The sequence below is a fragment of the Mycobacterium sp. IS-836 genome (genome assembly GCF_001954275.1).
Lineage (GTDB): Bacteria > Actinomycetota > Actinomycetes > Mycobacteriales > Mycobacteriaceae > Mycobacterium.
In genome coordinates this window covers 154,428-179,152 of sequence record NZ_MBEU01000072.1, presented here as the reverse complement: position 1 = coordinate 179,152, position 24,725 = coordinate 154,428, and the positions used below count along the sequence as shown (strand labels likewise).

24 protein-coding genes are annotated in these 24,725 nt (G+C 66.7%); 14 read left to right on the top strand and 10 right to left on the bottom strand.

Annotated features, from left to right (window positions below):
• Nucleotides 1–9: 9 nt before the first annotated feature.
• The 3 genes from A5747_RS20975 to sigI all read right to left on the bottom strand — a co-directional run bounded on the left by A5747_RS20975 (nt 10) and on the right by sigI (nt 2,295).
• Nucleotides 10–891 carry an alpha/beta fold hydrolase gene (locus tag A5747_RS20975; protein WP_076127868.1) on the bottom strand — a complete coding sequence of 294 codons (882 nt, stop codon included), beginning with the start codon at nt 889–891 and terminating at the stop codon, nt 10–12.
• Between the two features lie 12 nt (nt 892–903).
• Nucleotides 904–1,275, bottom strand: a complete 372-nt coding sequence (locus A5747_RS20970) for a nitroreductase family deazaflavin-dependent oxidoreductase (protein WP_076127866.1) — start codon at nt 1,273–1,275, stop codon at nt 904–906.
• Between the two features lie 126 nt (nt 1,276–1,401).
• On the bottom strand, nt 1,402–2,295 hold the full coding sequence (sigI, locus tag A5747_RS20965) for an RNA polymerase sigma factor SigI (protein ID WP_076127864.1): 894 nt from the start codon (nt 2,293–2,295) through the stop codon (nt 1,402–1,404).
• Between the two features lie 113 nt (nt 2,296–2,408).
• On the opposite strand from sigI, the gene A5747_RS20960 reads away from it, so the two are divergent.
• Nucleotides 2,409–2,951 (top strand): carboxymuconolactone decarboxylase family protein, encoded by a 543-nt coding sequence (locus A5747_RS20960; protein WP_076127862.1) that lies wholly within the window; start codon nt 2,409–2,411, stop codon nt 2,949–2,951.
• Nucleotides 2,951–3,358, top strand: a complete 408-nt coding sequence (locus tag A5747_RS20955) for a VOC family protein (RefSeq protein WP_076127860.1) — start codon at nt 2,951–2,953, stop codon at nt 3,356–3,358. The genes A5747_RS20960 and A5747_RS20955 overlap by 1 nt, the downstream gene beginning before the upstream one ends.
• 1 nt (nt 3,359) lies before the next feature.
• On the opposite strand, the gene A5747_RS20950 is transcribed toward A5747_RS20955, so the two are convergent.
• Both A5747_RS20950 and A5747_RS20945 read right to left on the bottom strand, forming a co-directional pair.
• Entirely contained in the window at nt 3,360–5,669 is a 2,310-nt protein-coding gene (locus A5747_RS20950) for a CaiB/BaiF CoA-transferase family protein (RefSeq protein ID WP_076127858.1), read from the bottom strand.
• Nucleotides 5,666–7,135, bottom strand: coding sequence for an aldehyde dehydrogenase family protein (locus A5747_RS20945; RefSeq protein ID WP_076127856.1), 1,470 nt, complete (start codon nt 7,133–7,135; stop codon nt 5,666–5,668). The genes A5747_RS20950 and A5747_RS20945 overlap by 4 nt, the downstream gene beginning before the upstream one ends.
• Nucleotides 7,136–7,303: 168 nt before the next feature.
• On the opposite strand from A5747_RS20945, the gene A5747_RS20940 reads away from it, so the two are divergent.
• From A5747_RS20940 to A5747_RS20900, 9 genes are read left to right on the top strand one after another with little or no spacing between them, the layout of a single operon-like run.
• On the top strand, nt 7,304–8,524 hold the full coding sequence (locus A5747_RS20940) for a cytochrome P450 (RefSeq protein WP_083700572.1): 1,221 nt from the start codon (nt 7,304–7,306) through the stop codon (nt 8,522–8,524).
• Nucleotides 8,525–8,527: 3 nt separating this feature from the next.
• A complete protein-coding gene (locus A5747_RS20935; RefSeq protein ID WP_076127854.1) occupies nt 8,528–9,727 on the top strand; it encodes an acyl-CoA dehydrogenase family protein in 1,200 nt (399 codons plus the stop codon).
• Nucleotides 9,728–10,270, top strand: a complete 543-nt coding sequence (locus A5747_RS20930) for a MaoC family dehydratase N-terminal domain-containing protein (RefSeq protein ID WP_076127852.1) — start codon at nt 9,728–9,730, stop codon at nt 10,268–10,270. It abuts the gene before it with no gap.
• On the top strand, nt 10,270–10,680 hold the full coding sequence (locus A5747_RS20925; RefSeq protein WP_076127849.1) for a Zn-ribbon domain-containing OB-fold protein: 411 nt from the start codon (nt 10,270–10,272) through the stop codon (nt 10,678–10,680). Before A5747_RS20930 ends, A5747_RS20925 begins: the two co-directional genes overlap by 1 nt.
• Nucleotides 10,681–10,689: 9 nt before the next feature.
• Complete coding sequence (locus A5747_RS20920; protein ID WP_076127846.1) at nt 10,690–11,802, top strand: acyl-CoA dehydrogenase family protein; 1,113 nt, start codon at nt 10,690–10,692, stop codon at nt 11,800–11,802.
• Nucleotides 11,799–12,254, top strand: coding sequence for a MaoC family dehydratase (locus tag A5747_RS20915; protein WP_076127843.1), 456 nt, complete (start codon nt 11,799–11,801; stop codon nt 12,252–12,254). The genes A5747_RS20920 and A5747_RS20915 overlap by 4 nt, the downstream gene beginning before the upstream one ends.
• On the top strand, nt 12,251–13,420 hold the full coding sequence (locus A5747_RS20910) for a lipid-transfer protein (protein ID WP_076127840.1): 1,170 nt from the start codon (nt 12,251–12,253) through the stop codon (nt 13,418–13,420). Before A5747_RS20915 ends, A5747_RS20910 begins: the two co-directional genes overlap by 4 nt.
• Nucleotides 13,421–13,441: 21 nt before the next feature.
• Complete coding sequence (locus tag A5747_RS20905) at nt 13,442–14,512, top strand: zinc-binding dehydrogenase (RefSeq protein ID WP_076127838.1); 1,071 nt, start codon at nt 13,442–13,444, stop codon at nt 14,510–14,512.
• A complete protein-coding gene (locus A5747_RS20900) occupies nt 14,509–15,111 on the top strand; it encodes a TetR/AcrR family transcriptional regulator (RefSeq protein ID WP_076127835.1) in 603 nt (200 codons plus the stop codon). The genes A5747_RS20905 and A5747_RS20900 overlap by 4 nt, the downstream gene beginning before the upstream one ends.
• A gap of 64 nt (nt 15,112–15,175) precedes the next feature.
• Here A5747_RS20900 and A5747_RS20895 read toward each other — a convergent pair whose 3' ends face one another.
• Together A5747_RS20895 and pruA are read right to left on the bottom strand one after the other, a co-directional pair.
• Nucleotides 15,176–16,144, bottom strand: a complete 969-nt coding sequence (locus A5747_RS20895) for a proline dehydrogenase family protein (RefSeq protein ID WP_076127833.1) — start codon at nt 16,142–16,144, stop codon at nt 15,176–15,178.
• On the bottom strand, nt 16,144–17,775 hold the full coding sequence (gene pruA / locus A5747_RS20890) for an L-glutamate gamma-semialdehyde dehydrogenase (RefSeq protein ID WP_076127831.1): 1,632 nt from the start codon (nt 17,773–17,775) through the stop codon (nt 16,144–16,146). The genes A5747_RS20895 and pruA overlap by 1 nt, the downstream gene beginning before the upstream one ends.
• An 83-nt stretch (nt 17,776–17,858) precedes the next feature.
• Here pruA and A5747_RS20885 point away from each other — a divergent pair, with 83 nt between their 5' ends.
• Entirely contained in the window at nt 17,859–19,451 is a 1,593-nt protein-coding gene (locus A5747_RS20885; protein WP_076127829.1) for a CdaR family transcriptional regulator, read from the top strand.
• A gap of 13 nt (nt 19,452–19,464) precedes the next feature.
• Here the strand turns inward: A5747_RS20885 and A5747_RS20880 are convergent, their stop codons facing one another.
• Genes A5747_RS20880 through A5747_RS20870 form a run of 3 tightly spaced genes read right to left on the bottom strand, consistent with a single transcriptional unit; the run spans nt 19,465 to nt 21,593 of the window.
• Entirely contained in the window at nt 19,465–20,376 is a 912-nt protein-coding gene (locus A5747_RS20880; protein ID WP_158070283.1) for an NHL repeat-containing protein, read from the bottom strand.
• A 13-nt stretch (nt 20,377–20,389) separates the two neighbouring features.
• Nucleotides 20,390–21,301 (bottom strand): hypothetical protein, encoded by a 912-nt coding sequence (locus A5747_RS20875; RefSeq protein ID WP_076127825.1) that lies wholly within the window; start codon nt 21,299–21,301, stop codon nt 20,390–20,392.
• A gap of 13 nt (nt 21,302–21,314) precedes the next feature.
• Nucleotides 21,315–21,593: a hypothetical protein gene (locus A5747_RS20870; RefSeq protein ID WP_076127822.1), complete on the bottom strand. Its 279-nt coding sequence runs from the start codon at nt 21,591–21,593 to the stop codon at nt 21,315–21,317.
• A 145-nt stretch (nt 21,594–21,738) separates the two neighbouring features.
• Here A5747_RS20870 and cysD point away from each other — a divergent pair, with 145 nt between their 5' ends.
• A complete protein-coding gene (gene cysD, locus A5747_RS20865) occupies nt 21,739–22,659 on the top strand; it encodes a sulfate adenylyltransferase subunit CysD (RefSeq protein WP_076127820.1) in 921 nt (306 codons plus the stop codon).
• Nucleotides 22,659–24,578, top strand: coding sequence for an adenylyl-sulfate kinase (gene cysC, locus A5747_RS20860; protein WP_076127817.1), 1,920 nt, complete (start codon nt 22,659–22,661; stop codon nt 24,576–24,578). The genes cysD and cysC overlap by 1 nt, the downstream gene beginning before the upstream one ends.
• Nucleotides 24,579–24,725 lie beyond the last annotated feature (147 nt).

The following is a 24,725-nucleotide window of genomic DNA, read 5'->3' as shown; positions in this document are numbered from 1 at the left end:
CCGCGCCGTTTACGAAAGGCGCACGGCCTGCCGCACAAAGGTCTTGATCGCCCCGGCTACCAGGTCCGGGTCGTCACACATCGGAAAGTGGTTGCCGCGTCGAACTTTCAGTTGGCGTACCGCGGGAAACAACGCCTTCCACCGCCGCTGGAACCGCAGCGGATCGTTGAGCTGGCCGAAGATGGTCAGCAGCGGCCGGTCGGCCAGTTTTCCCCGCAGGGCGTCACCAACCTCGGCGTAGAGGGCGTCGGCGCGGCGCGCGTCGCGGAAGTAGCCGTGCCAGGCCCGGCGCGCCGACGCGTCGATGCCCGCCCGAAAGACCGCGCGGTCGCCACGACTCAGGTGCCGGCCGACGCCGAAGCTCCTCGACGTCACGCGGGACAGCACGTTGGTGGCGGCGGCGAGTTCGCGGACCGGGGCGCTGCCCATCAGCGCAAGCATGCCGCGGAATGCCGGGCCCGTCGGCCGCCACGCGAAGCAGTTGACCGCCGCGAATGCTGCGATGCGGTCAGGACGGCGTGCCGCGGCGAGGAATCCGGCCGGGCCGCCCAGGTCGTGAGCGACCAGGGTTACGTCGCGCAATTGCAGCGCATCGATGACCGCGATGACGGCGTCGCCCGCTTGGGCGAGCGTCGGCGGGCTCGACTGCCGGTCGCTGAGGCCGCTACCGGGCGCGTCCACCGTGACGCATCGAAACTCGTTCTGCAGGCGCAGCAATACGTCGCGCCAGACGAAGCTCCAACTGCCGACGTGAACGAAGAGCAGGGTCGGCCCCTCGCCGATGTCGGTGACCGCGATGCGGCCCCGGTCGTGGCGCAATGTGTAGGTCGGCCAGGGCCAGGCCGAGGGCGGCAGCCAGCTTGGCCGGTCAAGTGTGGCAAGCGTTTTCATGTCGGTTTCCTCTCAATTTGTGGCGTGCAGAAACAGGTACTGCTTGATACCGAACAGCCTGAATCCGGCGCGGTTGGCCGCGTTGAATGACTGTCTGACAACGGGTTTGGCGTCCTCGGCGTCGACGAATCGCGGTTGCGTCGCGTGATAAAGCCGGCCACCCAGCTGCACGTCGCAGTGCCCGGCGGCGCGCACGTTGCGCGCCCAGTCGGACTGGTTGCCGAACGACAGCGGAATCACGATGGTGTCGCCGGTGATGTGGGCACCCGTCGAGGTCACGTATGGCTTGCCGGAGCGCCGGCCCACGTGATGGACCCGGGCGATCACCGGGACGAAACGCCGCCCGGCGAGCACGCCGACGAGCGGGTTGAGCAGTCTGGACATTGGCCGGAGGACCAGCCGGACGAAGAGTGACGGCCCGACCGGGACGAACGACACATTCGCTGAATGTGGTTGTGCTGCTGGTGTACTCATGCATTAGAGGACGACGCAGCTTGCGGGAATGTGACGCTAGCGCGCGCCGCCGAGTTCGGCGCGCAGCGGACCCAGCGTCGAATGCTGGACCAGCACATGAATTTTCGTGATCTTGCCGTCCCCGATCGTCAGGGCCAGTACGCCGACGAGTTTGCGCTTGACGAAGGCCAGGACCGCGGGCTGACCGCACACCGGCTGGGCCACCAGGACGGTTTCGGGCCGGCCCCAGAATCGCAGGATGTTCCCGCCGACTTGGTCGGCGCCGACGACGACAGCGCCCCTACGGGCGTCGATCTCGCCCGAGACGTTCGGGTCCAACACCTCGAGCAGGGCGTCCAGGTCTCCTGTGGAGCACGCTTCGATGAAGGCCCGGGTGACGACGTGGTGCTGGGCCGGTTCCACTTGCCCGGATCGGGCCGGGCTGCCGGGGCGGGCGTCGTTGATCTTGCGCCGGGCCCGATGCGCCAGCTGCCGGCAGGTGGGCGCGCGGCTGCCGACCGTCGCGGCGATGGCGTCGTAGGGCAGTTGGAAGATGTCGTGCAGCACGAACACCACCCGCTCGGCGGGGCTGAGGCGTTCGAGCATGATCAGCAGGGCCAGCCGGACCTCGTCATCGAGGGTTACCCGGTCGGCGGGGTCGATGGACGACGAGGGCCGGTCGCCGTATCGGGGCTCGGCCATGTCCTGCGCGCGTTCGCGACGTGACGTGGCCGATTTCATGTGGTCCAGGCAGAGTCGGCTGGTCACCACGATCAGCCAACCCCGTTCGTCGTTGATGTCGCCGATCGGGGCCTGCAGCAGCCGGAAGAAGGCCTCCTGCACCACGTCCTCGGCCGCCCCGACGTCGCCCAGCATCCGAAACGCGAGGTCCACCAGGTAGGCGCGATGGGCCCGCCACGCGTCGCTCACCTGGTCGTGCTGGGCATTCATGAAGTTAAGGACGCGATAGCCCGGCCGAATGTGACACGCGCGCTGTCACATTCCGAGCCGCTGTGCCGTCCTTCCAGACACCGAAACCATCGAGTCCGAGAGAAGTGAGAGCCATGAGCCGGATCCCCACCCACACCGTCGGCGATGCCCCGCAGGCCAGCCGCGGCTTGCTCGAAAACGTCATCCAGTTCTCCCCGACGGGACGGCCGCTGAATCTGCACGGCCAAATGGCGCACTCCCCGGCGGTGCTCGTCGCGTATACGTCGTTGCGGGCGGCGACGGCCGAGCATGGCACCCTCGGCCCCCAGCTGTCGGCCGCATTGATGCTCGCGGCGGGCAGCGCCGTCGGCAACGACTACGTCGTCGCGATCACCGGCCGGCTTGCCAAACTCGCGGGATGGACCGACGAGCAGGTCGGGGCCCTGCACGCGGGAACCGCGACCGGGGACGACAAGGTGGACGCGATCGTCGGTCTCGTCCGGGAGGCGACCGCCAACTCCGGAAAGGTCAGCGACACCACGTGGGCCGGCGCGGTCGAGGCCGGCTGGAACGCCGAACAACTCACGGAGGCCTTCGCCTATCTGGGCCTGACCGTGTTCACCGCGTACTTCCTCAACTATGCGCAAACCGATCTCGACGTTCCGGCGGGTGCGTGATGACCCGACCCGACGGGCCGCGGCTGTCCCTGGCACAACTGCGATTTGTGTCGGCGACGATCGAACCGATCGCCGGTTTCTACGCCGCGCTCCTCGGCGTGTCGGTGCCACTGAACGAGCACTACCTCGAAGTGCCGGCGGGTCCGTCCTCGGTCGGGTTCTCCAAAGCCGGGTTCACCGAGGACCGCGGCCCGCACACCACCTGCCCGCCCGGCCTGGCGCCCCGGGAAGGAGAAATCATTGTCGATTTCACCGCCGACGACGTCGACGCCGAATATTCGCGCATCGACGCCCTGGGCGTGAGCTGGGTGATGCCGCCCACGAACCAACCATGGGGCAGACGCTCGATGATCTTCCGTGATCCCAACGGTCAGCTGATCACCGTATCCTCTTCCGTCACAAGGTGATTCAGGCGTTGAGCGGCCGCTCACCGATCACCCGATCGGCGCGCAAAGTGGCCACCTCGTCGTCGGACAGGCCCAGACCGCGCAGGATCTCGTCGTTGTGCTGGCCAAGTGTCGGCGGCGCGGAGCGGTGGTGGCGGTCCGGTCCGGGGCTGATGCGAAACGGCCAGCCGGGATACCTGTGCGGGCCGGTGATCGGATGCTCAAGCTCCTCGTAGTATCCACGCGCGTCGAGTTGGGCTCCGACATAACCGTCGTACATCTGGTCGCCGGTGATCACCTCCTCGGCCGGAATACCTTGTGCTTGCAAGGCTTCGATGATCACCGCTGGTGGCTGCGTTCGGGTCCAGGCCGTGACCATGGCGTCGAAGACGTCGTGGTCTGTGCGCCCCGGCCCGTCGTCGCGCACCGACAACGCGACCCACGAATCCGCCACGCTGGTCGGGTAGGCGCCCTGCAGGTAGCCGCGCTGACGATTGCCGTCGCGCGATCGGACGACACCATTCATCGAGTACTCGATCACCGGCTCGGCTGTGACACAGGCGGCGACCTCGATCTGAGCGACTTCGATGAGTTGGCCCGCACCGGTCCGGCTGCGATGCTCGAGCGCGGCGAGCAGCGCAACGCCGGCGTGTACACCGACGACGGGATCGGCGGGACCCTGCGGGTTGCACGGCGGACCGTCGGGGTAGCCGGTGACGGCCGACATCCCCGAGGTCTGCTCGATGTTCAGCGCCCAGCCGACGTAGTCGCGCCACGGCCCCCGCAGGCCGAACCCCGGCATCCGGACCACGATCACGTCGGGGTTGGCCGATACCAGCGAGTCGTAGTCGAGGCCGAACTGCTCGAGCACCCGGGGCGAAAAGTTCTCCACGACAACGTCGGCCTGCGCGGCCAGCCGCCGCGCGATGTCGAGTCCCGGCTGCGAGGTCAGGTCGAGCGTGAGGTCCCGCTTGTTGAGATTGGTCCCCTGCCACATGACGCTGCGCTCGTACCAGTCGTCGCCCTCGTAGGCGAACGCCCCCGAGTACCGGTGGCCGTCGGGCCGCTGGATCGACTCGACCTTGACGATGTCGGCACCGAACGCGCCGAGATAGCAGGTCAGGTACGCACCGGCCCAAAACGTGGTCAGGTCGAGCACCCGGAGTCCGGCAAACGGCAGCTCCCCCCGTGAAGGCGAAAGCGCCTGGCCGCCGGTGCCCGATCGCGCTAGCCGCTCTCCCAGCTGAGGTGCCGGGTGTGGTTGTGCCACAGGGGTTTTTGAGAACCTGAACGGCGGCCCCGGGCGTTGGAACGACCAGCCCTCTGTGCCGCCGGTGACGAAGAACCCACGTTCGGCGTACTGCGGACAGCCCAGCACTGTGGCGCCGTCGTTGACCGCGGCGGCCGGAATACGCAACGCCTGGCCCAGTTCGACGATCTCGGCGACGGTTTGGTTGGCCAACCACGGCTCGGCCTTGGCGAAGAATTCTGCACGCTCGGGGCCGCCCATCATGATGGCGATCTGATGCTCGCCGTACTCGGGCAGCCCGAGCATCGCGCAAACATCGAGCCAGTGCTGACCTGTGAGGCAGTTGATTCCCACCCAGCCGTCGGCGGCCCGGACGACACCGAGCATCGGGGCCGATCGCAGGTTGGCGGGCAGGCCGAGCCGTCGCATCCGCTTCGCCATCAACATCGGATACGGCAACGTCGAGAGCAGCGATTCCAGCTGCGAGACATCCACCACCGCAACCCGGCCGGTGGGCGCCGAGCGCAGCGCGGTCAGCGCGCCCAGGGCGCCGTAGGCGCCCGCGACATATTCGGAGATCCGGGCGCCAACGCCTACCGGGGGGCGCTCGGGATCCCGGGTGCTGATCCAGCCAGATGCCGCCTGCAGAGTCAGGGGTGTGGACGGCCGGTCGCGCAGCGGGCCGGATTGCCCGAATGCGGATATGCGCAGCAGCACCAACTCCGGGTTCAGCCGTTGCAGTTCATCGACTCCCAGTCCCCAGTCCTCCAATGTTCCCGGCCCGAAATCCTCCACGAGCAGGTGTGCGTGCGCGATCAGCTCGCGCGCGGCCGACATGCCGTCGGCCTCGGCGAAATCGATTGTCGCCCCGCGCTTTCCGGCGTTGAGATACTCGAACAATCCGCTGCGCCGCGGGTCGAAAACTCCGCCGGGGAACGGACCCCACCGGCGCAGCGGGTCCCCGGAGGGCGGCTCGACCTTGGTGACCTCGGCACCGAGGTCGACGAAAAGCTTGGTGGCGTAAGAACCTGAGATCTCGTTGGCGATTTCGACGACGTGGAGCCCGGCGAGGGGTCCCGTCATGCGGGGATCCCGATAGCCTTCACCTCCATGTACTGGTGTATTCCGCTGACACCGCCACTCTCTCGACCGAACCCGCTCAATTTGAAGCCGCCGAACGGCGCGTCACCGGGGCCGCAACCGTTGACCGCCACCTGGCCGGTCCGGATGCGGCGGGCAACGTCGACGGCGCGGTCCACGTCGCCACCCCACACGGCACCGGACAGGCCGTAGCGGGAGTTGTTGGCGATCGCCACCGCGTCGTCGTCGTCCCGATAGCGCAGAACCGTCAGCACCGGTCCGAAGACTTCTTCCTGCGCGATCGTCGAATCCGGATCGACGTCGGTGAGGATCGTCGGTTCGAAGTAGAACCCGACATCCAGGCCGGCCGGACGGCCGCCGCCGGTCACCAGCTTGGCTCCGTCGTTTACCGCCCCGTCGACATGCGCCTTAACGCGCTTCAGCTGTGCCGCGCTGATCAGCGGACCCATTTGCGCCGCAGGGTCTTTGGGGTCGCCGACGCGCACGGCGCGGGCCAGCCCGACGAGCCGGTCGACGACGTCGTCGTGTAACGCGTCGGGAAGAAGTAGCCTGCTGTGCAGGATGCAGGCCTGCCCGGCGTGCAGCGAGCAGCAATCGAACATCATCTGCTCCAGCATCTCGTCGGTCACGTCGGTGTCGTCGAGAACGATGCTTGCCGACTTCCCGCCGCACTCCAGCAAGAGCCGCTTCATGGCGTCGCCGGCGGCTCGCATCACCTCACAGCCGACGGCCGAGCTGCCGGTGAAGCTGATCATGTCGATTCGCGGATCGGTGGTAAGCAGCTTGGCGGCGTCGAGACCCGACGGCGTGACGACGTTGACTACCCCCGGCGGGATGTCGGTGTCCTCGTCGATGATGCGGGCAAGTGCAAGTCCGGCGAGCGGCGTCAGCGGCGACGGCTTGAGAACCACGGTGTTGCCGGCGGCCAGCGCATTGTTCACCTTCATGACGTTGAGGCAGTGCGGGAAGTTCCACGGCGTCAAGATCGACACGACACCGAGTGGCTCACGACGGAGCACGGTCGTTCCCGCGCCGATTCCCGTGACCGGCTCGTCGGTCAGCTTGGTGGCGAGCTGGGCGGCGTGCATTGACATGTATCCGGCGCCGTCGATCTGCATCATTCGTTCGTTCGCGACGCAGCCCCACTCGACCTGGGAGAGGGCGAAGAACTCGTCGGCGTGCTTGAGTAGCGCGTCGCCGAGCTGATTGAGGTAACCGGCGCGGTCGTCGGGGCTCGCGGCGGCCCATGGTCCCTCGTCGAACGCCCGGCGTGCGGCCGCGATCGCGTCGCCGACCTGTGTGACGCTCGCGTCCGGCGCGCTTGCGATGGTCTGCTCGGTGGCCGGGTCGATGTCGTCGTATCGACCGTCCTGCGGCTCGACCCATCTCCCGTCGATGTAGAGCTGGTAGGTGTCGACAAGAGGTCCCGGGGTTTGTAGCTCGGCCATCAGCTTCCTCACCGTGCGTCGGTCATCTCGACAGTCAGTGTTCACCCGTGGATCTCTGGCGTCAATCACTAATCCGGCGAATTTTCCGCTATTTCACGGGTGTTGCGGATGTATTGACAGAGACGCTTGGCCGAGAGTAGACACAACGCCGGAGGACACATTGGCCCAATGTGTCGGATCGCGATCCTGCGGGGTCGGCCGAGGAGGTTCGCCGTGCAGACCACTTTTCCGCTGCATTCCCCCGACTTTTACGCGGCCGACCCCTACCCGGCCTACCGGGAACTGCGCGCCATGTCACCGGTGTGTTGGAACGACGTCACCAACTTCTGGGCACTGCTGAAATATGAGGACATCCGCTTCGTGTCGAGCAACCCGGCCCTGTTTTCCTCGACCAAGGGCGTCACCATCCCCGACCCGCGCGCGCCGAGCCCCGTCGTGCCGGGCAGCCTCATCTTCACCGACCCGCCGCGCCACCGGCAGATGCGCAAGCTGATCAACGCGGGGTTCACCCGGCGGCGGGTGGCCGTGCTGGAGCCGAAAATCCGCGAAATTGTGCGGGGAATCCTCGACGGAGTACAACCTGGTGCCGTCCACGAGTTCGCCGAGAAGATCGCCGCTCCCCTGCCCACCCGCCTGATCGCCGAGCTGATCGGCGCCCCGCCCGACGACTGGGAGCAGTTCCGAGTTTGGTCGGACGCCGCCACCGGAAGCGCCGACCCGGAGATCGAACTCGACCCCTTGGTGGCCATGGGGGAGTTATTCGAGTACTTCCAAAAGCTGATCGCGGCCCGGCGCGCCGAGGCGCGTGACGACCTGCTGTCAGTGCTCGCTGGGGCTGAGATCGACGGGCTCCGGCTCACCGACGAAGACCTGCTCAACTTCGCGTACCTGCTGCTGGTCGCCGGAAACGAAACCACCCGCAATCTGATCGCGCTGGGCACGCTGGCGCTGATCATCCATCCCGACCAATGCCGCCTGCTGGTCGAGGATCGCTCGCTGATCCCGGGCGCCGTCGAAGAGATGCTGCGGTGGAACAGCCCGGTCGTGCACATGGCGCGCACCGCGACGACCGACGTTGAGATCCGGGGTCAGCGAATCGCCGAAGGCGACGTAGTGGTGATGCTGTATGGATCGGCCAACCGGGATGAGGAGATATTCGGCGCCGACTCCGAAGAGTTCAAGGTGACCCGGAACCCGAACCCGCACATCGCGTTCGGATGCGGCGAACATTCCTGTGTCGGTGCACAATTGGCGCGTCTGGAGGCGTCCGTCATGTTCGACGAACTGTTGCGCCGCTTCCCGAAGATCGAGCTGGTGGGTGAGGTGGACCGGATGCGGGCCACCATGGTGCCCGGAGTGAAGCGCATGCCGGTGCGGCTGGGAACCTGACCGATGCACTTGGAATACACGCCCGATCAGGAGCAGCTGCGCGCCGAGATCCGCGCCACCCTGGAACAGGTGATGACACCGGAGCGCATCGCCGCCATCGGCGGACGCATCGAGGGTGGCCCGGCGGTCCGGGACTGCGTGCGCGCCCTGGCTGCGGCCAACCTGCTCGGCGTGGGCTGGCCCAAAGAATATGGCGGACGCGGGTTCTCGGCGATTGAGCAGTTTATCTTCTCCGAGGAGGCGCGCCGGGTCGACGCCCCCATCCCCCTGGTGACGCTCAACACGGTCGGGCCGACGCTCATGCAGTGCGGCACCGAGGAACAGAAACAAAAGTTCCTGCCCGCAATCCTCGACGGCAGCGTCGAGTTTGCCATCGGCTATTCCGAGCCCGGGGCGGGAAGCGACCTGGCATCGCTGCGCACCACAGCGGTGCGCGACGGCGACGACTACATCATCAACGGCCAAAAGATGTTCACCAGCGGCGCCGCCTACGCCGACTACATCTGGCTGGCGGCGCGCACCAACCCGGATGTCAAGAAGCACAAGGGTATTTCGATCTTCATCGTGCCGACCTCCTCGCCCGGATTCTCCTGGCAGCCGCTGCACACGATGCCCGGCATCTCCACCTTCTATACGTTCTACGACGACGTGCGCGTCCCGGCGAGTGCGTTGGTGGGAGAAGAGAACCAGGGCTGGCAGCTGATCACCACGCAGCTGAACTTCGAACGCGCTGCGCTGGGCAATCTGGGCGCGCTGGAGCCGTTGTTCGAGAAGGCGCTGCGCTGGGCCCAAACCACTGAGCTCGACGAAGGGTACGTCATCGACCAGCCGTGGGTGCAGCTCGCGCTCGCCCGGGTCGAGGCCCAGGTCGCCGCCTACAAGCTGGTCAACCTGCGGGTTAACGCGGCCATGACCAAGGGCGTGCTGAACATGGGCGAGGCGTCGGCCGCCAAAGTGTTCGGCACCGAGCTCACCCAACAGGTCGCCCGCCAACTCCTGGAAGTGCTCGACGGCAACGGAATACGCCGCGGCGCCGGCGCGCCGCTGCGCGGCGAACTGGAGTCCGCCTACCGGATGGCGGTCATCAATACGTTCGGCGGCGGAGCCAACGAAATCCAGCGTGACATCATCGCCATGGCAGGGCTCCTCATGCCGCGCGCGCCCCGTGACCTTCGGGCCACGGCAACAGGAAAGGCAGGTTAAGTGACAGACGCAGACGTGCAAGCCAAGGTGCGGGCGCTCGTTGGTCAGCCGACCGGGGGCACCGGAAAGCCTTCGGTCGCACCCGATCCCGTCAACCAGCCGATGATTCGGCACTGGGCGTACGCACTGGCCGACATGAACCCCGTGTACCTCGATCCGGAGTTCGCGGCCGCGTCGCGGTTCGGCGGCATCGTCTCCCCGCCGGTCATGCTGCAGACGTGGATCATGCCGTCGCCGCTACTCGAGGGGATCGGCGAACGAGGCGGCGCCCCGATGATAATCACGAACAACCCGACGGCGTTCCTCGACGAGGCCGGCTACACCAGCACCGTCGCGACGAACTCGGAGTTCGAGATCGAGCGCTATCCCCGGCTGGGTGACGTCATCAGCGCAACGGCGGTATTCGAATCGGTGTCCGACGAGAAGAAGACGGCGCTGGGCACCGGCTTCTTCCTTACTTGGTTGACGACCTATACCAACCAGGACGGTGAGGTATTGGGGCGGCAGCGATTCCGGGTCCTTCGATTCAGGCCGGCCAACTGATGGCGACCCGGCTGGCACCGGCGATCAGCCCGGACACCAAGTTCTTCTGGGATGGGCTGCGGGACAATAAGCTGCTGATCCAGCGCTGCGGCCGCTGCGGGCAGCTGCGCCACCCTCCTCGCCCCATGTGCCCGAACTGCCGCTCCCTGGACTGGGAGGCCATCGAATCGTCGGGCCGCGGAACCGTCTACAGCTACGTGATGCCACACGAACCGAAGTTTCCGTTCTTCGAATACCCCTACATCGTCGTGCTGGTGGATCTCGCCGAAGGGGTGCGGCTGGTTTCGAACCTGTGCGAGATCGACCCGGCGGACGTCAAGGTCGGGATGCTGGTCGAGGTTTTCTACCAGACCTTCGGCAGTTCTGGACCCGACGACCTTGTGCTGCATCAGTTCCGGCCCAGCACCTAGGAATGCCTCGTGGACTTCACCTTCACCGAAGAGCAAGAGACCATCAGCAAGCTGGCCCGCGATCTCTTTGAACGCCGCGCCACCCCTGAGCGACTCACGGACCTCGAAGCCGGCGAAACCCGATACGACGCCGCACTGTGGAAAGAACTCGCCGCCGTCGACCTGCTGGGCACGGGATTGCCGGAATCGGTGGGCGGCAACGGCGGCGGCTTCGTGGAACTCGGGGTGTTGCTGGCCGAGGTGGGATGGAGCGTGGCTCCGGTGCCTGCGTACGCGACCTTGGTGCTGGGCGCGGATCCGATCGCCCGACACGGAAGCTCCGAGCAACAGCAACGTTTCCTGCCCGGGGTTGTCGCGGGAACCCACATCCTCAGTGCCGGTCTAGCCGAGCCCGGCCGCTCCGACCCGACGAGCCCATCCACCAAAGCCCTTCGCGACGGCCCGAACTGGCGCCTAGACGGGGCCAAACAGCTGGTGCCGGCCGCCCAGCTCGCCGATACCGTGGTGGTACCCGCCAGCACTGACGACGGTGACGTGGGCCTTTTCCTGTTGCCGACTGACGCCAACGGTGTCGAGATCCGGGCGGTAACGACCACCAACCACGAGCCACATGCGGACGTATTCCTCGATGGCGCAATTGTTTCCGAGGAAAACCGGCTCAACGGGCCAATCGAATCGCTCTACACCCGGGCCTTGGTCGGACTGTGCGCGATCCAGCTCGGCGTCGCGGAGCGGGCGTTGAAGATCGCCGCGGAATACACCACGGAGCGCGAGCAATTCGGGCGTCCGATCGGCAGCTTCCAGGCGGTGCAACAGCGGATGGCCGACGCTTTCATCGACGTGGAGGCGATCCGGTGGACCACCTGGCACGCGGCCTGGCTGATCGCCCACGGACGCCCTGCCGAGAGGGCCGCGCGCATCGCGAAGTTCTGGGCCGCAGAGGCCGGCGCCCGCGTCGCCGCCACCACCCAGCACGTCCACGGCGGGATCGGGATTGACACCACCTATCCCCTGCACCGCTACTTCCTGTGGGCCAAGCACAACGAGCTCACCCTTGGTTCCGCTACCGCACAACTGGCCCGGATGGGCAGCACATATTCCGCTGAAAAAGGAAACCGATGACTACCGCCAAAACCCGCACCACAACCTTGAAGTGGGCCGACATCGCAGTCGGCGACGAGGTGACCCCGCTCGAGATCCCCGTCACCACAACGATGATCGTCGCGGGCGCGATCGCCTCACGTGACTTCATGCCGGTGCATCACGACCGCGACTACGCCAACAAACAGGGCTCGCCCAATTTGTTCATGAACATCTTGACCAGCAATGGGTATTGCGTGCGGTTCCTCACCGACTGGGCGGGCCCCGAAGCGATGGTCAAGAACCTGTCGATCCGGCTCGGGGTGCCGTGCTTCCCCGACGATCCGCTGCGGTTCACCGGCGCCGTGACCGGCAAGACCGAGGGGCCCGGCGATGAGAACTTCGTCGAGGTCGCCTTCAAGGCGTCCAACAGCCTTGGCGATCACGTTTCCGGCACCGCCGTCCTGAGCTTGCTCGACGGAGCTTCCGCATGAGTTCGTCGCTAGGCGGCACCGCGGCCATCGTGGGGATCGGCCAGACCGAGTTCTCCAAGGAATCCGGGCGCAGCGAGCTCCAATTGGCCTGTGAGGCGGTCAGCGCCGCACTCGACGACGCCGGCCTGACACCGGGCGATGTCGACGGCATGGTGACGTTCACCATGGACGCCAGCGACGAGATCGACATCGCACGCAACGTCGGCATCGGAGACCTGAGCTTCTTCAGCCGGGTGCACCACGGCGGCGGCGCCGCGGCGGGCACCGTGGTGCACGCAGCGATGGCCGTCGCCACGGGCGTCGCCGATGTGGTGGTGTGCTGGCGCGCGTTCAACGAACGTTCCGGCTTCCGGTTCGGTGGCAGTGGACGCACCAGCGCGGAGACCCCGTTGTTCATGGCGCATTACGCGCCATTCGGATTGCTCACCCCCGCAGCGTGGGTCGCGATGCACGCCCAGCGCTACATGTCGACCTACGGGGTCACCAACGAAGACTTCGGCAGGATCGCCGTCGTCGACCGGGCTCATGCGGCGAAGAACCCCGACGCCTGGTTCTATCAGCGCCCGATCACCTTGGCGGACCATCAGAATTCACGCTGGATCGTCGAACCCGTCCTGCGACTCCTGGATTGCTGCCAGGAAAGCGACGGCGGTGTCGCGCTCGTGGTCACCAGTGCCGAACGCGCGCGCGACCTGCGGCAGCCCCCGGCGATCATCACCGCGGCCGCGCAGGGCGCAGCGCACAACGGCGAGATGATGACCAGCTACTATCGCGAGGACATCACCGGGCTGCCCGAGATGGGGGTGGTGGCCCGGCAATTGTGGCGCGATTCGGGCCTGAAGCCGCAAGACATCCAAACCGCATTCATCTACGACCATTTCACGCCGTTTGTGTTCACCCAGCTCGAAGAACTTGGCTTCTGTGGGCGCGGCGAAGCCAAGGACTACGCGACCGTAGAACGGCTGTCACTCGGTGGGGAGCTGCCGATCAACACCAACGGCGGACTGCTTGGCGAGGCGTACATCCACGGCATGAACGGCATCACCGAGGGCGTTCGTCAGGTGCGCGGCACGTCGTACAACCAAGTCGACAATGTCGAGCACGTACTGATCACCTCAGGCACCGGCGTACCCACCAGCGGTCTGATTCTGGCGCCGGCGAACTGAGCACACGAGAGGGGGACCGTCATGCCCAAGCTGGCGCTGTTGACCGCGTATGGCGGACCGATCGAGCTGGCCGAGTTTCCGTTGTCCACGCCAGCGCCGGGCACCGCCGCGCTCAAGTTGCGCATGGCCGGCATCTGCGGATCCGATTTGCACATCTTTCGCGGTGAGCTGCCGTTGCCGTGTCCCTTCGCCATGGGCCACGAGATGGTCTGCGAGATCGCCGAACTCGGCGGGGGACTGACGGCTGACGCGACCGGCCAACCGCTGGCGGTCGGTGACCGCGTTGTCACACCGTACTTCTGGTTCTGCGGACAGTGTCATGCGTGCGTACGCGGCAGGTCGTATGCCTGCCAGAACCTAATGGCCGGTGAATACCGCACGCACGAGCAGACACCGCACTTCGTCGCGGCCTACGGCGAGTACTACTACACGACCCGCCGGCAGCCGCTGTATAAGGTCCCCGAAGAGCTGCCCGACGAGGCCGTCGCGCCACTGAATTGCGCTCTGGCCCAGGTGTTGTTCGCACTGCGCGAAGTCCGGCTGGGCGACACTGTCGTGATCCAGGGCGCGGGCGGGCTGGGCATCAATGCCGCCGCCGTCGCGCGCACGGCGGGCGCGGCGCAGGTGATCGTCATCGACAAGCTCGCTGAACGCCTGGACGTCGCAGCGGATTTCGGTGCCACGCAATGCATCGACGCCAACGGTATCTCGACCTGGGAAGTAACCGAGCAGGTGCACAAGTACACCGACGGCATCGGCGCCGACTGGGTGCTCGAAGTCGTCGGTATACCCGGCGTGATTCCCGATGGCGTCGGCTTCCTCAACAACGGCGGCACGCTGCTCGAGGTCGGCAATGTCGGTATGGGCCGAACTTTCGAGATGGACCCCAGCGCGCTGGTGTACGGCAACAAGTCCATCCGCGGTGTGTCGTTCTACGACCCTGTCACGCTGGCGACCGGCCTGTCCTTCCTGCAGCACACCAGCTTTCCGTTCGACCGGCTGATGCCCAAGCCGTTTCGTCTGACCGATGTCAACGCCGCGTTCGCCTCCGCCGACGCCGGGCTGGTGCCGAGAGGTGCGTTGGTGCCATGACCCAAGCCACCGAGTTGGACACCCGCGAGCTCATTATCGAGTCCGCCTATGGATGCTTTCGCAAGCACGGCCTCCAGAAAACGACAATTGTCGATATTGCCAAGGCGGCCAACGTATCCCGAAGCACCATCTACGAGTACTTCAGCGACAAGGGCGCGGTCCTCGAAGCCTGCGCCGAGCACGCTTCCGAGCAGTTTTACCGCGAGATGTCCAAGGCCATGGACCGGGGTGCCTCGCTCGAGGAAAAGCTCAGCCATGCCGCGGTGTTCGTGACCCAGGCGCGGCGGGCGATCGCCTCCGAGGAGTACTTCGACGAGGAAGCGATCAGCCTGCTCCTCACCAAGGACGCCGCCGTCCTCCTGCGCGAATGCGTCGACTTCTTTGCACCCCATCTCTCGGCGGCCAAACTCACCGGTGAGGTGCGCAAGGATCTCGACGTCGAGGCCGCGGGTGAATGGTTTGCGCGCATACTTTTTTCGCTGTTCAGCACGCCGTCGTCGACATTGGACATGGACGACCCCGACGTGGTGGCGGAGTTCGTGCGCGCACACGTGGTCCGTGGGTTCGCCAGCGAGCGTGGACGGCCGCGCCGCGGTTAGAGACTCTCCGTCGAGTGTGCGACCACGACGGCCTGAGCGCACACACGCGTGCCTAAATGCACACTCAACGACCACGATGGGCCAGCGCCCGCAGGAAGAAGGTCAGATTGGCCGGCCGTTCGGCCAGGCGCCGCATGAAGTAGCCGTACCACTGCGCGCCGAACGGCACGTACACCCGGACCTGGTTGCCGTCATCGGCGAGCCGTCGCTGCTCCGCGTCGCGGATGCCGTACAGCATTTGGTATTCGAAATCGCCGGCACCACGGCCAGTTTCGTCGGCTAGCGCGGGAACCGCATCGATGATTGCCGGATCGTGCGAGGCCACCATCGGGTAGCCCGTCCCGGACATCAACACCCGTAGGCAGGCCAGGTAGGAATCGGCGATGTCTCCAACGGCACGATAGGCCACCGACGCCGGCTCGTCATATGCGCCCTTGCACAATCGAACTCGCGCCCCCGCGCCGGCCAGGTCCGTGCAATCGCCGAGCGTGCGATGCAGGTAGGCCTGCAAAACCGTGCCGAGCCAATCGAAGTCGACGCGCAAATCACCCGAAATCGACAACGTCGAATCGGTGGTGGTGTGGTCTTCAGCGTCGACGGTGACCCAGACGCCCACGCGCTCGGCGTGCTCGCAGATCATACGCGCGTTCTCCAGCGCAATCTTGTCCCCGTCGCGCTCCAGCGCCTGCCCAAGAGCCGACAGCTTCAGCGACACCTCGAGCGGCCGCACCCGACCGCTCGGGGTATCGGCCCGTCGGCCCAGCGAATCGAGCAGCCGCTGGTATTCCCGCACGGTCGCCGCGGCGCCGTCGGAGTCGGTGACGTTTTCGCCCAGGTAGTCGATGCTGACGTAGCGACCGGAATCCCGCAGTGCGGCAACGATATCCAGGGCAGCCTCCAGCGTGTCACCAGGCACGAAGCGGCGCACTACTTTGCGGGTGATCGCGGACCGCTCGACCGCGCGGCGCAAGCCCTCGGCCCGGCTGGCCGCGAGCAGCGTCGGTCGCACGGTATGCGCGAAAAAGCCGGCCATCAGTCGGGCGCCATGTGTGGGTAGGTGTGCCGCGTCGCCGGGACGAACGTCTCCTTGATGGTGCGTGCCGACGTCCAGCGCAACATGTTCAGCATCGATCCCGCCTTGTCGTTGGTGCCCGAGCCGCGTGACCCGCCGAACGGCTGACGCCCGACGACGGCGCCGGTCGGCTTGTCGTTGACGTAGAAGTTTCCGGCGGCGAACCGCAGCCGGTCCTGCGCTCTCAACACGGCCTCGCGGTCGTCGGCGATGACCGCGCCCGTCAGCGCGTAGCGAGATCCGGTGTCGATGACCTCGAGGATGCGCTCGTACTGCTCATCGGGATACACGTGGACCGACAACAGCGGGCCGAAGTACTCGGTCGCGAACGATTCGTCGGTCGGATCGTCGGACAGCAGCACGGTCGGGCGCACGAAATACCCGATGCTGTCGTCGTATTCGCCGCCCACGGCGATGGTGATGGCCGGCGCGCCCTTGGCTCGCTCGATGGCGTCGACGTTCTTGAGGAAGGCGCGCCGGTCGATGAGCGCGCCGCCGTAGTTGGTCAGGTCGGTGATGTCGCCGTAGCGCAGCGCGGCCGTCTCGCCCAGGAAGTCGTCGCCCATCCGCTGCCACACGGAATGGGGAATGAAGGCCCGCGACGCGGCCGAGCATTTCTGGCCCTGATAGTCGAAGGCTCCGCGAATCAAGGCCGTGCGCAACACATCCGGCTGCGCCGAGGCGTGTGCGACCACGAAGTCCTTGCCGCCGGTCTCGCCGACCAAGCGCGGATAGCTGTGGTAGTGACCGATATGGGTGCCGACCTGGTACCACAGCCGCTGGAAGGTGGCGGTCGATCCGGTGAAGTGGATGCCCGCCAGCCGCCGATCCGCCAGTGCCACATCGGAAACCGCGAAGCCGTCGCCGGCGACCATGTTGATCACCCCGGGCGGCAACCCGGCGGCCTCGAGCAGTTGCATGAGCAGGTACGCCGACAGGGTCTGGGTGATCGACGGCTTCCACACCACGGTGTTGCCCATCAGCGCCGGCGCCGTCGGGAGGTTGCCCGCGATCGAGGTGAAGTTGAACGGCGTGATCGCGTAGACGAAGCCGTCGAGCGGGCGGTAGTCGCTGCGGTTCCACTCCCCGGGTCCGCTCACCGGCTGCTGGGCCAGGATCTGGCGGGCGAACGCCACGTTGAAGCGCCAGAAGTCGATCAGCTCGCAGGGCGCGTCGATCTCGGCCTGATAGACCGACTTGGACTGGCCGAGCATCGTCGCGGCGGCGATTTTCTCCCGCCACGGCCCCGCCAGCAGGTCCGCGGCGCGCAGGAATATCGCGGCACGCTCGTCGAACGGCATTGCCGCCCAACCGGATTTCGCCGCGGTCGCGGCCTCGATGGCGGCGGTCGCATCGGCGTGCACGGCGTTCGTGAGGGTGCCCAGCGTCGCGGCGTGCCGGTGCGGCTGGACGACGTCGATGCGCTCGCCGTCACCCATGCGGTGTTTGCCGCCGATGACATGCGGGAGGTCGATCGGGTGGTCGGCCAGAGCGGCCAATTCGGCACGTAGGCGAGTGCGTTCTGGCGATTGCGGGGCATAGTCGTGGACCGGCTCGTTGGCCGGCAGCGGGACCTGAGTGATCGCGTCCATGTTGCCAGGATCCTCGGCGCGGCCCGGCGTTGTGTTGGCTGATCAGACAACATCAGGCCCTCTTGATAGTAGAATCGGACAACATGCGGGTTCCTGGTGTCGGGCTGGGTCAGCTGCTGCTGGCGCTGGACGCGACCCTGGTCAGCCTGGTGGACGCGCCGCGCGGCCTGGACCTTCCGGTGGGCTCGACGGCGCTGATCGATTCCGACGATGTGCGACTGGGCCTGGCGGCCGCGGCCGGATCGGCCGACGTGTTCTTCCTGCTGGGAGTGACCGACGACGAGGCCCTGCGGTGGGTCGACAATCAGGCGCGCGAGCGGGCGGCGGTGGCGATTTTCGTCAAGGAACCGTCGGACGCGCTGGTGACCAGGGCGGTCGAGGCCGGGTCGGCGGTGGTCGCCGTGGAGCCGCGGGCCCGGTGGGAACGGCTCTACCAGTTGGTCAATCACGTCCTGGAACACCACGGCGACCGCGGCGACGCGGTGGATGACTCGGGCACGGACCTCTTCGGCTTGGCCCAGTCACTCGCCGACCGCATCCACGGCATGGTCAGCATCGAAGACGCCCAGTCGCACGTGCTCGCCTATTCGGCCTCCAACGACGAAGCCGACGAGCTGCGCCGCCTTTCCATCCTGGGGCGCGCCGGCCCGCCCGAGCATTTGGAGTGGATCGGCCAGTGGGGCATCTTCGACGCGCTGCGATCCAGCGACGAAGTGGTGCGCGTCGCCGAGCGCCCGGAGCTGGGTCTGCGGCCGCGGCTGGCCATCGGAATCCATCAACCCGGGCCGCGCAAGCCGCCCGCGTTCGCCGGCACGATCTGGGTGCAACAAGGGTCGCAGCCGTTGGCCGACGACGCCGAGGAGATGCTGCGGGGCGCGGCGGTGCTCGCCGCCAGGATCATGTCGCGGCTGCTGGCGCGGCCGTCCACGCATGCGCGGCGGGTGCAGCAGGTTCTGGGCCTGACCGACGCCGAACCGGCCGACGTGGCCGCCGTCGCGGCCGAACTCGGTCTCGCGACGCACGGGAGCGCCGCGGTGATCGGCTGGGACACCGCGGACGCCGATGCCCGCCATGCGCGGTTGCCTGACGTCTTGGCGTTGAGCGCCAGCGCTTTTCGTCGTGACGCCCAGGTCGCGTCGAACGGCTCACGGATCTACGTGCTGCTGCCGCAGACCGCGACGACGCGGTCGGTCACCTCGTGGGTCCGCGGCACCATCGGCGCACTACGCACCGAGCTCGGTGTCGAGCTGCGGGCCGCCATCGCCGCGCCGATCGCGAGCTTGGCGGAGGCCGCCGCGGCACGCATCGAGGTAGACCGGGTGCTCGACAGCGCTGAGCGACACCCGATTTCGATCGGTCAGGTGACGTCGCTGGCCGAGGCGCGTACGACCGTTCTGCTCGACGAGATTGTCACCCTGGTCGGCGCCGACGAGCGGCTGGTCGATCCGCGGATACGCGACCTGCTCGCGCGCGATGCGGTGCTGGCCGAGACGCTGGGGGCCTACCTGGACAGTTTCGGTGACATCGGCGCCGCCGCGCAGTGGCTGCAAGTTCATCCGAACACCGTCCGCTATCGGGTGCGGCGGATCGAGAAGCTATTGTCGACGTCCCTGGCCGATCCCGATGTGCGACTACTGTTTTCGCTTGGGTTGCGGGTGCTGGAGCGCTCGGCGTGAGTCCGCCCGGGCACTAGCCAGCGGTCAATTTCACCACCCGGTTGTTGCCGTGGTCGGTGACATAGACGCTCCCGACGGAATCAACCGCGACACCGCTCGGGCCATCGAGACCAGTGAACGGGAGCACCCGGTGCAGGCCGGTCCGCGTCCCCAATTCCATTACCTGAGAGCCCTTATGCTCAAAAGACTGGGTCGCATAGAGGTTGCCGGAGGAATCGACCGCAATCGCGGCAGGGTTGAACAGGTCCGGAAAGCGCAGCGTCCGCCGGTCCGCGGAACCGGCGCCCAATACCTCCACCCGGTCCGTGAGTTGCTCGACGACGTAGACGTTGCCGGCGGGGTCGACCGCCAGCCCTCCGGGGCAGGCGAGTCCGGCGAATGGCAACACTTCCTGGGTGTGCGATCCCGCCGCCAGCTTGACCACCCGGTGCAGAAGACACTGTGAGACATAGAGGTTGCCGGCCGAATCGACGGCCATGCCCGTGGGTGACTCGGGGCCGGCGAACGGCAGCACCCGCTGGGTGTTGTGCCCCGCGGCCAATTCCACCACCCGATCGTTTTTGTCGAAGGTGTACACGCTTCCGGCCGAATCGACCGCCACCGAGAAAGGTTTGTTGAGGCCCGCATATGGGAGCACCTGCTGCGCCCCCGATTCGGGCGCTATCTTCACGACCCTGTTGTTGGCGCCGTCGGCGACATACACGTCGCCGGCCGAATCGACCGTCAGCCCTTCCGGTCCAGAGAGGCCCGTGAACGGCAGCACGGTCTGCGACTGGGTTCGCGCGGGATGCGGGTTGCCGTCCGACGGCCGCCGGGCCTGCTGGTGGTCGTACACCACGAACCCGGCGAGTGCCGCGATGATCGCGGTCAGTGCCAGCAAGCCGATACGAAGCCCGTTGCCGCCGATCCGTGGTGGAACCCGCACTTGCCGACGCAACTCAGCGGGCTGGTGTCGGGGTTGGCGCCGGGGTCGTGGTCGGGCTCGGGCTTGTCGATCCATCCGGCCACTGCACCTGGCCATTGATGATCTTGATTCCGCACGTCACGACGTCTTGGCGAAGTTTGTCCCTCTCCCGCATGAGGCGATCCTCCTCGGCCTTGAGGGCTTCCGTTTCTTTTTGGTATTTGGCGGCGGCCTCGCGCTGAACCGGATCGTTGATATCGAATTCGTGCGGTTTGAGGTTGTGCTCGTTGACTCGGCGTTCGAAATCGGTCCACCGGCGATCGAAATCGTCTACTTCCCGATGTAACTTTGCGACGTCTTCGGGATCGCACTTCGGAGTTGGGGGCGGCGTCGTGGTCGTGGTGGTCGGATCATCTTCGGGGAACGTAATATTCGCGATGCCGTTCAGGGCGTTGGTGGTTCTGCTCGCAATCTGCTGATCCATGCCGACCAGTTGCACGGCGCTTTGGCGAATACGGGCGGCAAACGCTTCTGCTTGGGCCTGCCTTTCCGCGCGTTCGGCGGAGGATCCGCCGCTCCAGCGATCAGTAACCGCGAAATCGTCACCGACCTCGAACCCGGCGTCCTCGGCGTCCTCAACCGCGTACCGCACTCGGGATCTGGCCGCGTAGAGCTCGGAGGCACCGGTGCGAGCGACGGTGGCCGCCGTGTGCAACTGCTCAACTAACCCGCTGACTTTTGCCTTGTCGCCTGCGGTCCGGCCGTGCAGCGCCTCGGCAGCATGGCCGCTCCACTCGACCGCTACGCTGTCGCGCCAGATCTGAGTGAAGACTTCATCCCACTGATTGCCGGTCGATGTCCAGGAGTCGGCCGCCTGGGTGAGATGCTCGGTGGGCCAGTCCAAAAGCTTGGACAAACTCGGAAACGATCCGCCAACGGCCGCCATCGCTACACCGGTTCTAGCGGGCCACTGTGGCGAGTCTCGCCGACGAATTGGCTTCATTGGTGACATACCGAGTGTCGGCTTCGGCGACTTTCGTCGCACCCGTCTGCACCCTCGTCCTCAGCGACGTCGCCGCGGCCGCTACCGCGACATGCCCCGCGTCGACGGCCAGCGCGCTAGGCTGACACGACAATCCCAGCGTCCGTGGCGCGCTAACGCCCAGCGTGGCGGCCTGCGTCTGCCACCGGGCGGACATGATCTGCAGGTCTGCTACACCCACCCGCAGCTCGGTCATGCGAGGAGTGTACGACTTGTCGGGGGCTTCGGGTATTCACCCGCCAACCGCGGCACGAGAGCGGCCGGCGAAGGACAAGAATTATGTTCAACATGAACGTAATTCACCGTGTTCCATAGGTTTTCCCTACGGTTAGTCTTGCTCAATGGCGGTTAGCACGAACGGGGCACGGCGCGTCGACGAACTGCGCCTGCTGGAGGCCGAAGCGGTCCACATCATCCGCGAGGTCGTGGCTGAGCTGGAGCGCCCGGTGCTGCTGTTTTCCGCCGGCAAGGACTCGATAGTGCTGCTGCGGCTGGCGGAAAAGGCGTTTCGGCCGCTGCCGCTGCCATTTCCGGTGATGCATGTCGACACCGGCCACAACTTCGACGAGGTGATCGAATTCCGGGACCGCAGGGTCACCGGCCACGGGCACAAGCTGATCGTCGCCTCGGTGCAGGAATCCATCGACAGCGGGCGGGTGCCCGACCCGGGTCCGGGGGCGTCGCGCAACCGGGCGCAGACGCGCACGCTGCTCGACGCGCTGGACGCCGGCGGCTTCGATGCGGCCTTCGGGGGCGCGCGCCGCGACGAGGAACGGGCCCGCGCCAAGGAGCGGATCCTGAGCTTCCGCGACGAGTTCGGCCAGTGGGACCCCCGCGCCCAGCGACCGGAGCCCTGGTCGCTCTACAACGGCCGCATCAAAAAGGGCGAGCAGGTGCGAGTGTTCCCGCTGAGCAACTGGACCGAACTCGACGTGTGGCGCTACATCGAGCTGGAGAATCTCGAACTCCCGTCGATCTACTACGCCCACGAACGCGAGGTGTTCGAACGCGACGGGATCCTGCTGGCCGTGTCGCAGTACGCCGGACCGCGGCCGGGCGAAAGCTCCGCCGTGGAGTGGGTGCGCTACCGCACCGTCGGCGACCTGACGATCACGGGGGCGGTGCGCTCCACGGCCACCGACATCGGCCGGGTCATCGCCGAAATCGCCGCGGCGACGGTGTCCGAGCGCGGCGAGACGCGCGCCGACGACCGCACGTCGGCGGCCGCGATGGAAGACCGCAAGCGAGAAGGCTACTTTTGATGACGAGCACGAACGGTTCAGAAAAGCCCTTGCCTCCCAAGGGCATAACGCGCCAGCTGCTGCGCATCGCCACCGCGGGCTCCGTGGACGACGGGAAGAGCACCCTGATCGGACGGCTCCTGCACGACACCGACAGCCTGCCGCTGGACCACCTGGAAGCGGTCACCGACACCGAGGGTATCGCGGATCTGGCCGCACTCTCGGATGGTCTGCGCGCCGAACGCGAACAGGGCATCACGATCGACGTCGCCTACCGCTTCTTTGCCACCGACACTCGCAGCTACATCCTGGCCGACACCCCGGGCCACGAGCGTTATACCCGCAACATGTTCACCGGTGCCTCCAACGCGCACGTCGCCATCTTGCTCGTCGATGCACGCGCCGGGGTGTTGCGCCAGACCCGCAGGCACGCCCGCATCGCAAAGCTGTTGGGCATCAAGCACTTTGTCGCGACGGTGAACAAGATCGACCTCATCGACTTCGACCAGGGCAAGTTCACCGGGGTTTCTGACGAGCTGCGACAGTTGGCGGCACGCCTCGGCGGCGTGGACATCACCGTCATTCCAATCGCCGCCAAGCATGGGGACAACGTCGTCCACCGCTCCGAGCGCACCCCGTGGTACGGCGGCCCCACGTTGCTCGAGTACCTGGAGGGCATCGAACTGGCCGCGCCGCAGGCCGAGCCGGCACGGCTGCGCCTCCCCGTGCAGTGGGTGTCCCGACCGACCGCCGACGTGCGCCGTCGTTATACCGGGCGCCTGGCGGCGGGAACGCTGAGCGTCGGTGACCCGGTGGTGTCGCTGCCCGCCGGCACCCGCTCGACAGTCACCGGCGTGGACACCCTCGACGACGAACGCACGACTGCCGTTGCCCCGCTGTCGGTTTCGATCGAACTGGCCGACGACATCGACGTGGGCCGCGGCGACGTCTTCGTCAGTGGTGCCGAGGATGCGGTTCCGCCGGTACTGGCCCGGGAGCTCGACGCGACCGTGTGCTGGTTCGTGGACTCACCGCTGCGCGCGGGCGATCGGCTGGCCCTCAAACAAACCACCAAGACCGTGCGGGCAACCGTGCAGGCGCTGCACACGCGGCTGGACCCCGAGACGCTCGACGAGCTCGACGGCCCGGTTGAACTGGCGCTCAACGACATCGGCACCATCACGCTGCGGACCAGCTCGGTCGTCATCGCCGACAGGTACACCGACAACCGTGACAGCGGCGCGTTCATCCTGATCGACGAGACCACCAACGACACCGTTGGCGCCGGCACCATCGTCGAGGCACGGGAGGTCAAGCCGGGCGCGCATCCGCGCACCGACATCCGTTGGCATCCGTCGTCGCTGGACCGCGGCTACCGGTGGCGGGCCACCGGACAGCCCGGCGCGACGATCTGGTTCACCGGACTGCCCGCGTCGGGCAAGTCGACGATCGCGGTGGCCGTCGAGCGCGCGCTCGTGGAGTCGGGGCGGGTGGCGTACCTGCTCGACGGCGACAACCTGCGCCACGGCCTGTCCGACGATTTGGGCTTCTCCCCCGGCGACCGCGCCGAAAACATCAGGAGGGTCGGGCATTTGACTCGGCTGCTGGCTGACGCGGGCGTCGTCGCGCTGGCATCACTGGTGTCACCGCTGAAGTCGGACCGCGAAATCGCGCGTGCCCTCAACGAAGCCGCCAAGCTGCCCTTCATCGAGGTCTACGTCGCCACCTCGCTGGCCGAGTGCGAAAAGCGGGATCCCAAGGGCCTCTACGCGCGCGCCCGTAGCGGCCAGCTGTCCGGCATGACCGGCGTCGATGCCCCGTACGAGGCGCCGGAGAATCCGGACCTGCTGCTCGACACCACCAGCGCCGGCATCGACGACCTCGCCGCGCGGGTCATCGATCTGCTCAACGAACGCAGCCCGCGCCCGCCGGCCCGCTAGATTCACCACGATCTAATCACTTGGCCGCCGAGGCCGCGCACGCAAATGTGAGCGCGTGGGTGATTGGCGCGAGCGAGCCGGCTCGATATCGGTGGACTGGTGGGCGACCCTGGTCGCCGGCGTGATCGTCGCGTTGGCGGTGGCCGA

Coding starts and splice junctions, on each gene's coding strand:
- A5747_RS20975 (WP_076127868.1), bottom strand. CDS start 891: ATGAAAACGCTTGCCACACTTGACCGGCCAAGCTGGCTGCCGCCCTCG.
- A5747_RS20970 (WP_076127866.1), bottom strand. CDS start 1,275: ATGTCCAGACTGCTCAACCCGCTCGTCGGCGTGCTCGCCGGGCGGCGT.
- sigI (WP_076127864.1), bottom strand. CDS start 2,295: ATGAATGCCCAGCACGACCAGGTGAGCGACGCGTGGCGGGCCCATCGC.
- A5747_RS20960 (WP_076127862.1), top strand. CDS start 2,409: ATGAGCCGGATCCCCACCCACACCGTCGGCGATGCCCCGCAGGCCAGC.
- A5747_RS20955 (WP_076127860.1), top strand. CDS start 2,951: ATGACCCGACCCGACGGGCCGCGGCTGTCCCTGGCACAACTGCGATTT.
- A5747_RS20950 (WP_076127858.1), bottom strand. CDS start 5,669: ATGACGGGACCCCTCGCCGGGCTCCACGTCGTCGAAATCGCCAACGAG.
- A5747_RS20945 (WP_076127856.1), bottom strand. CDS start 7,135: ATGGCCGAGCTACAAACCCCGGGACCTCTTGTCGACACCTACCAGCTC.
- A5747_RS20940 (WP_083700572.1), top strand. CDS start 7,304: ATGTGTCGGATCGCGATCCTGCGGGGTCGGCCGAGGAGGTTCGCCGTG.
- A5747_RS20935 (WP_076127854.1), top strand. CDS start 8,528: ATGCACTTGGAATACACGCCCGATCAGGAGCAGCTGCGCGCCGAGATC.
- A5747_RS20925 (WP_076127849.1), top strand. CDS start 10,270: ATGGCGACCCGGCTGGCACCGGCGATCAGCCCGGACACCAAGTTCTTC.
- A5747_RS20915 (WP_076127843.1), top strand. CDS start 11,799: ATGACTACCGCCAAAACCCGCACCACAACCTTGAAGTGGGCCGACATC.
- A5747_RS20910 (WP_076127840.1), top strand. CDS start 12,251: ATGAGTTCGTCGCTAGGCGGCACCGCGGCCATCGTGGGGATCGGCCAG.
- A5747_RS20905 (WP_076127838.1), top strand. CDS start 13,442: ATGCCCAAGCTGGCGCTGTTGACCGCGTATGGCGGACCGATCGAGCTG.
- A5747_RS20900 (WP_076127835.1), top strand. CDS start 14,509: ATGACCCAAGCCACCGAGTTGGACACCCGCGAGCTCATTATCGAGTCC.
- A5747_RS20895 (WP_076127833.1), bottom strand. CDS start 16,144: ATGGCCGGCTTTTTCGCGCATACCGTGCGACCGACGCTGCTCGCGGCC.
- pruA (WP_076127831.1), bottom strand. CDS start 17,775: ATGGACGCGATCACTCAGGTCCCGCTGCCGGCCAACGAGCCGGTCCAC.
- A5747_RS20885 (WP_076127829.1), top strand. CDS start 17,859: ATGCGGGTTCCTGGTGTCGGGCTGGGTCAGCTGCTGCTGGCGCTGGAC.
- A5747_RS20875 (WP_076127825.1), bottom strand. CDS start 21,301: ATGGCGGCCGTTGGCGGATCGTTTCCGAGTTTGTCCAAGCTTTTGGAC.
- A5747_RS20870 (WP_076127822.1), bottom strand. CDS start 21,593: ATGACCGAGCTGCGGGTGGGTGTAGCAGACCTGCAGATCATGTCCGCC.
- cysD (WP_076127820.1), top strand. CDS start 21,739: ATGGCGGTTAGCACGAACGGGGCACGGCGCGTCGACGAACTGCGCCTG.
- cysC (WP_076127817.1), top strand. CDS start 22,659: ATGACGAGCACGAACGGTTCAGAAAAGCCCTTGCCTCCCAAGGGCATA.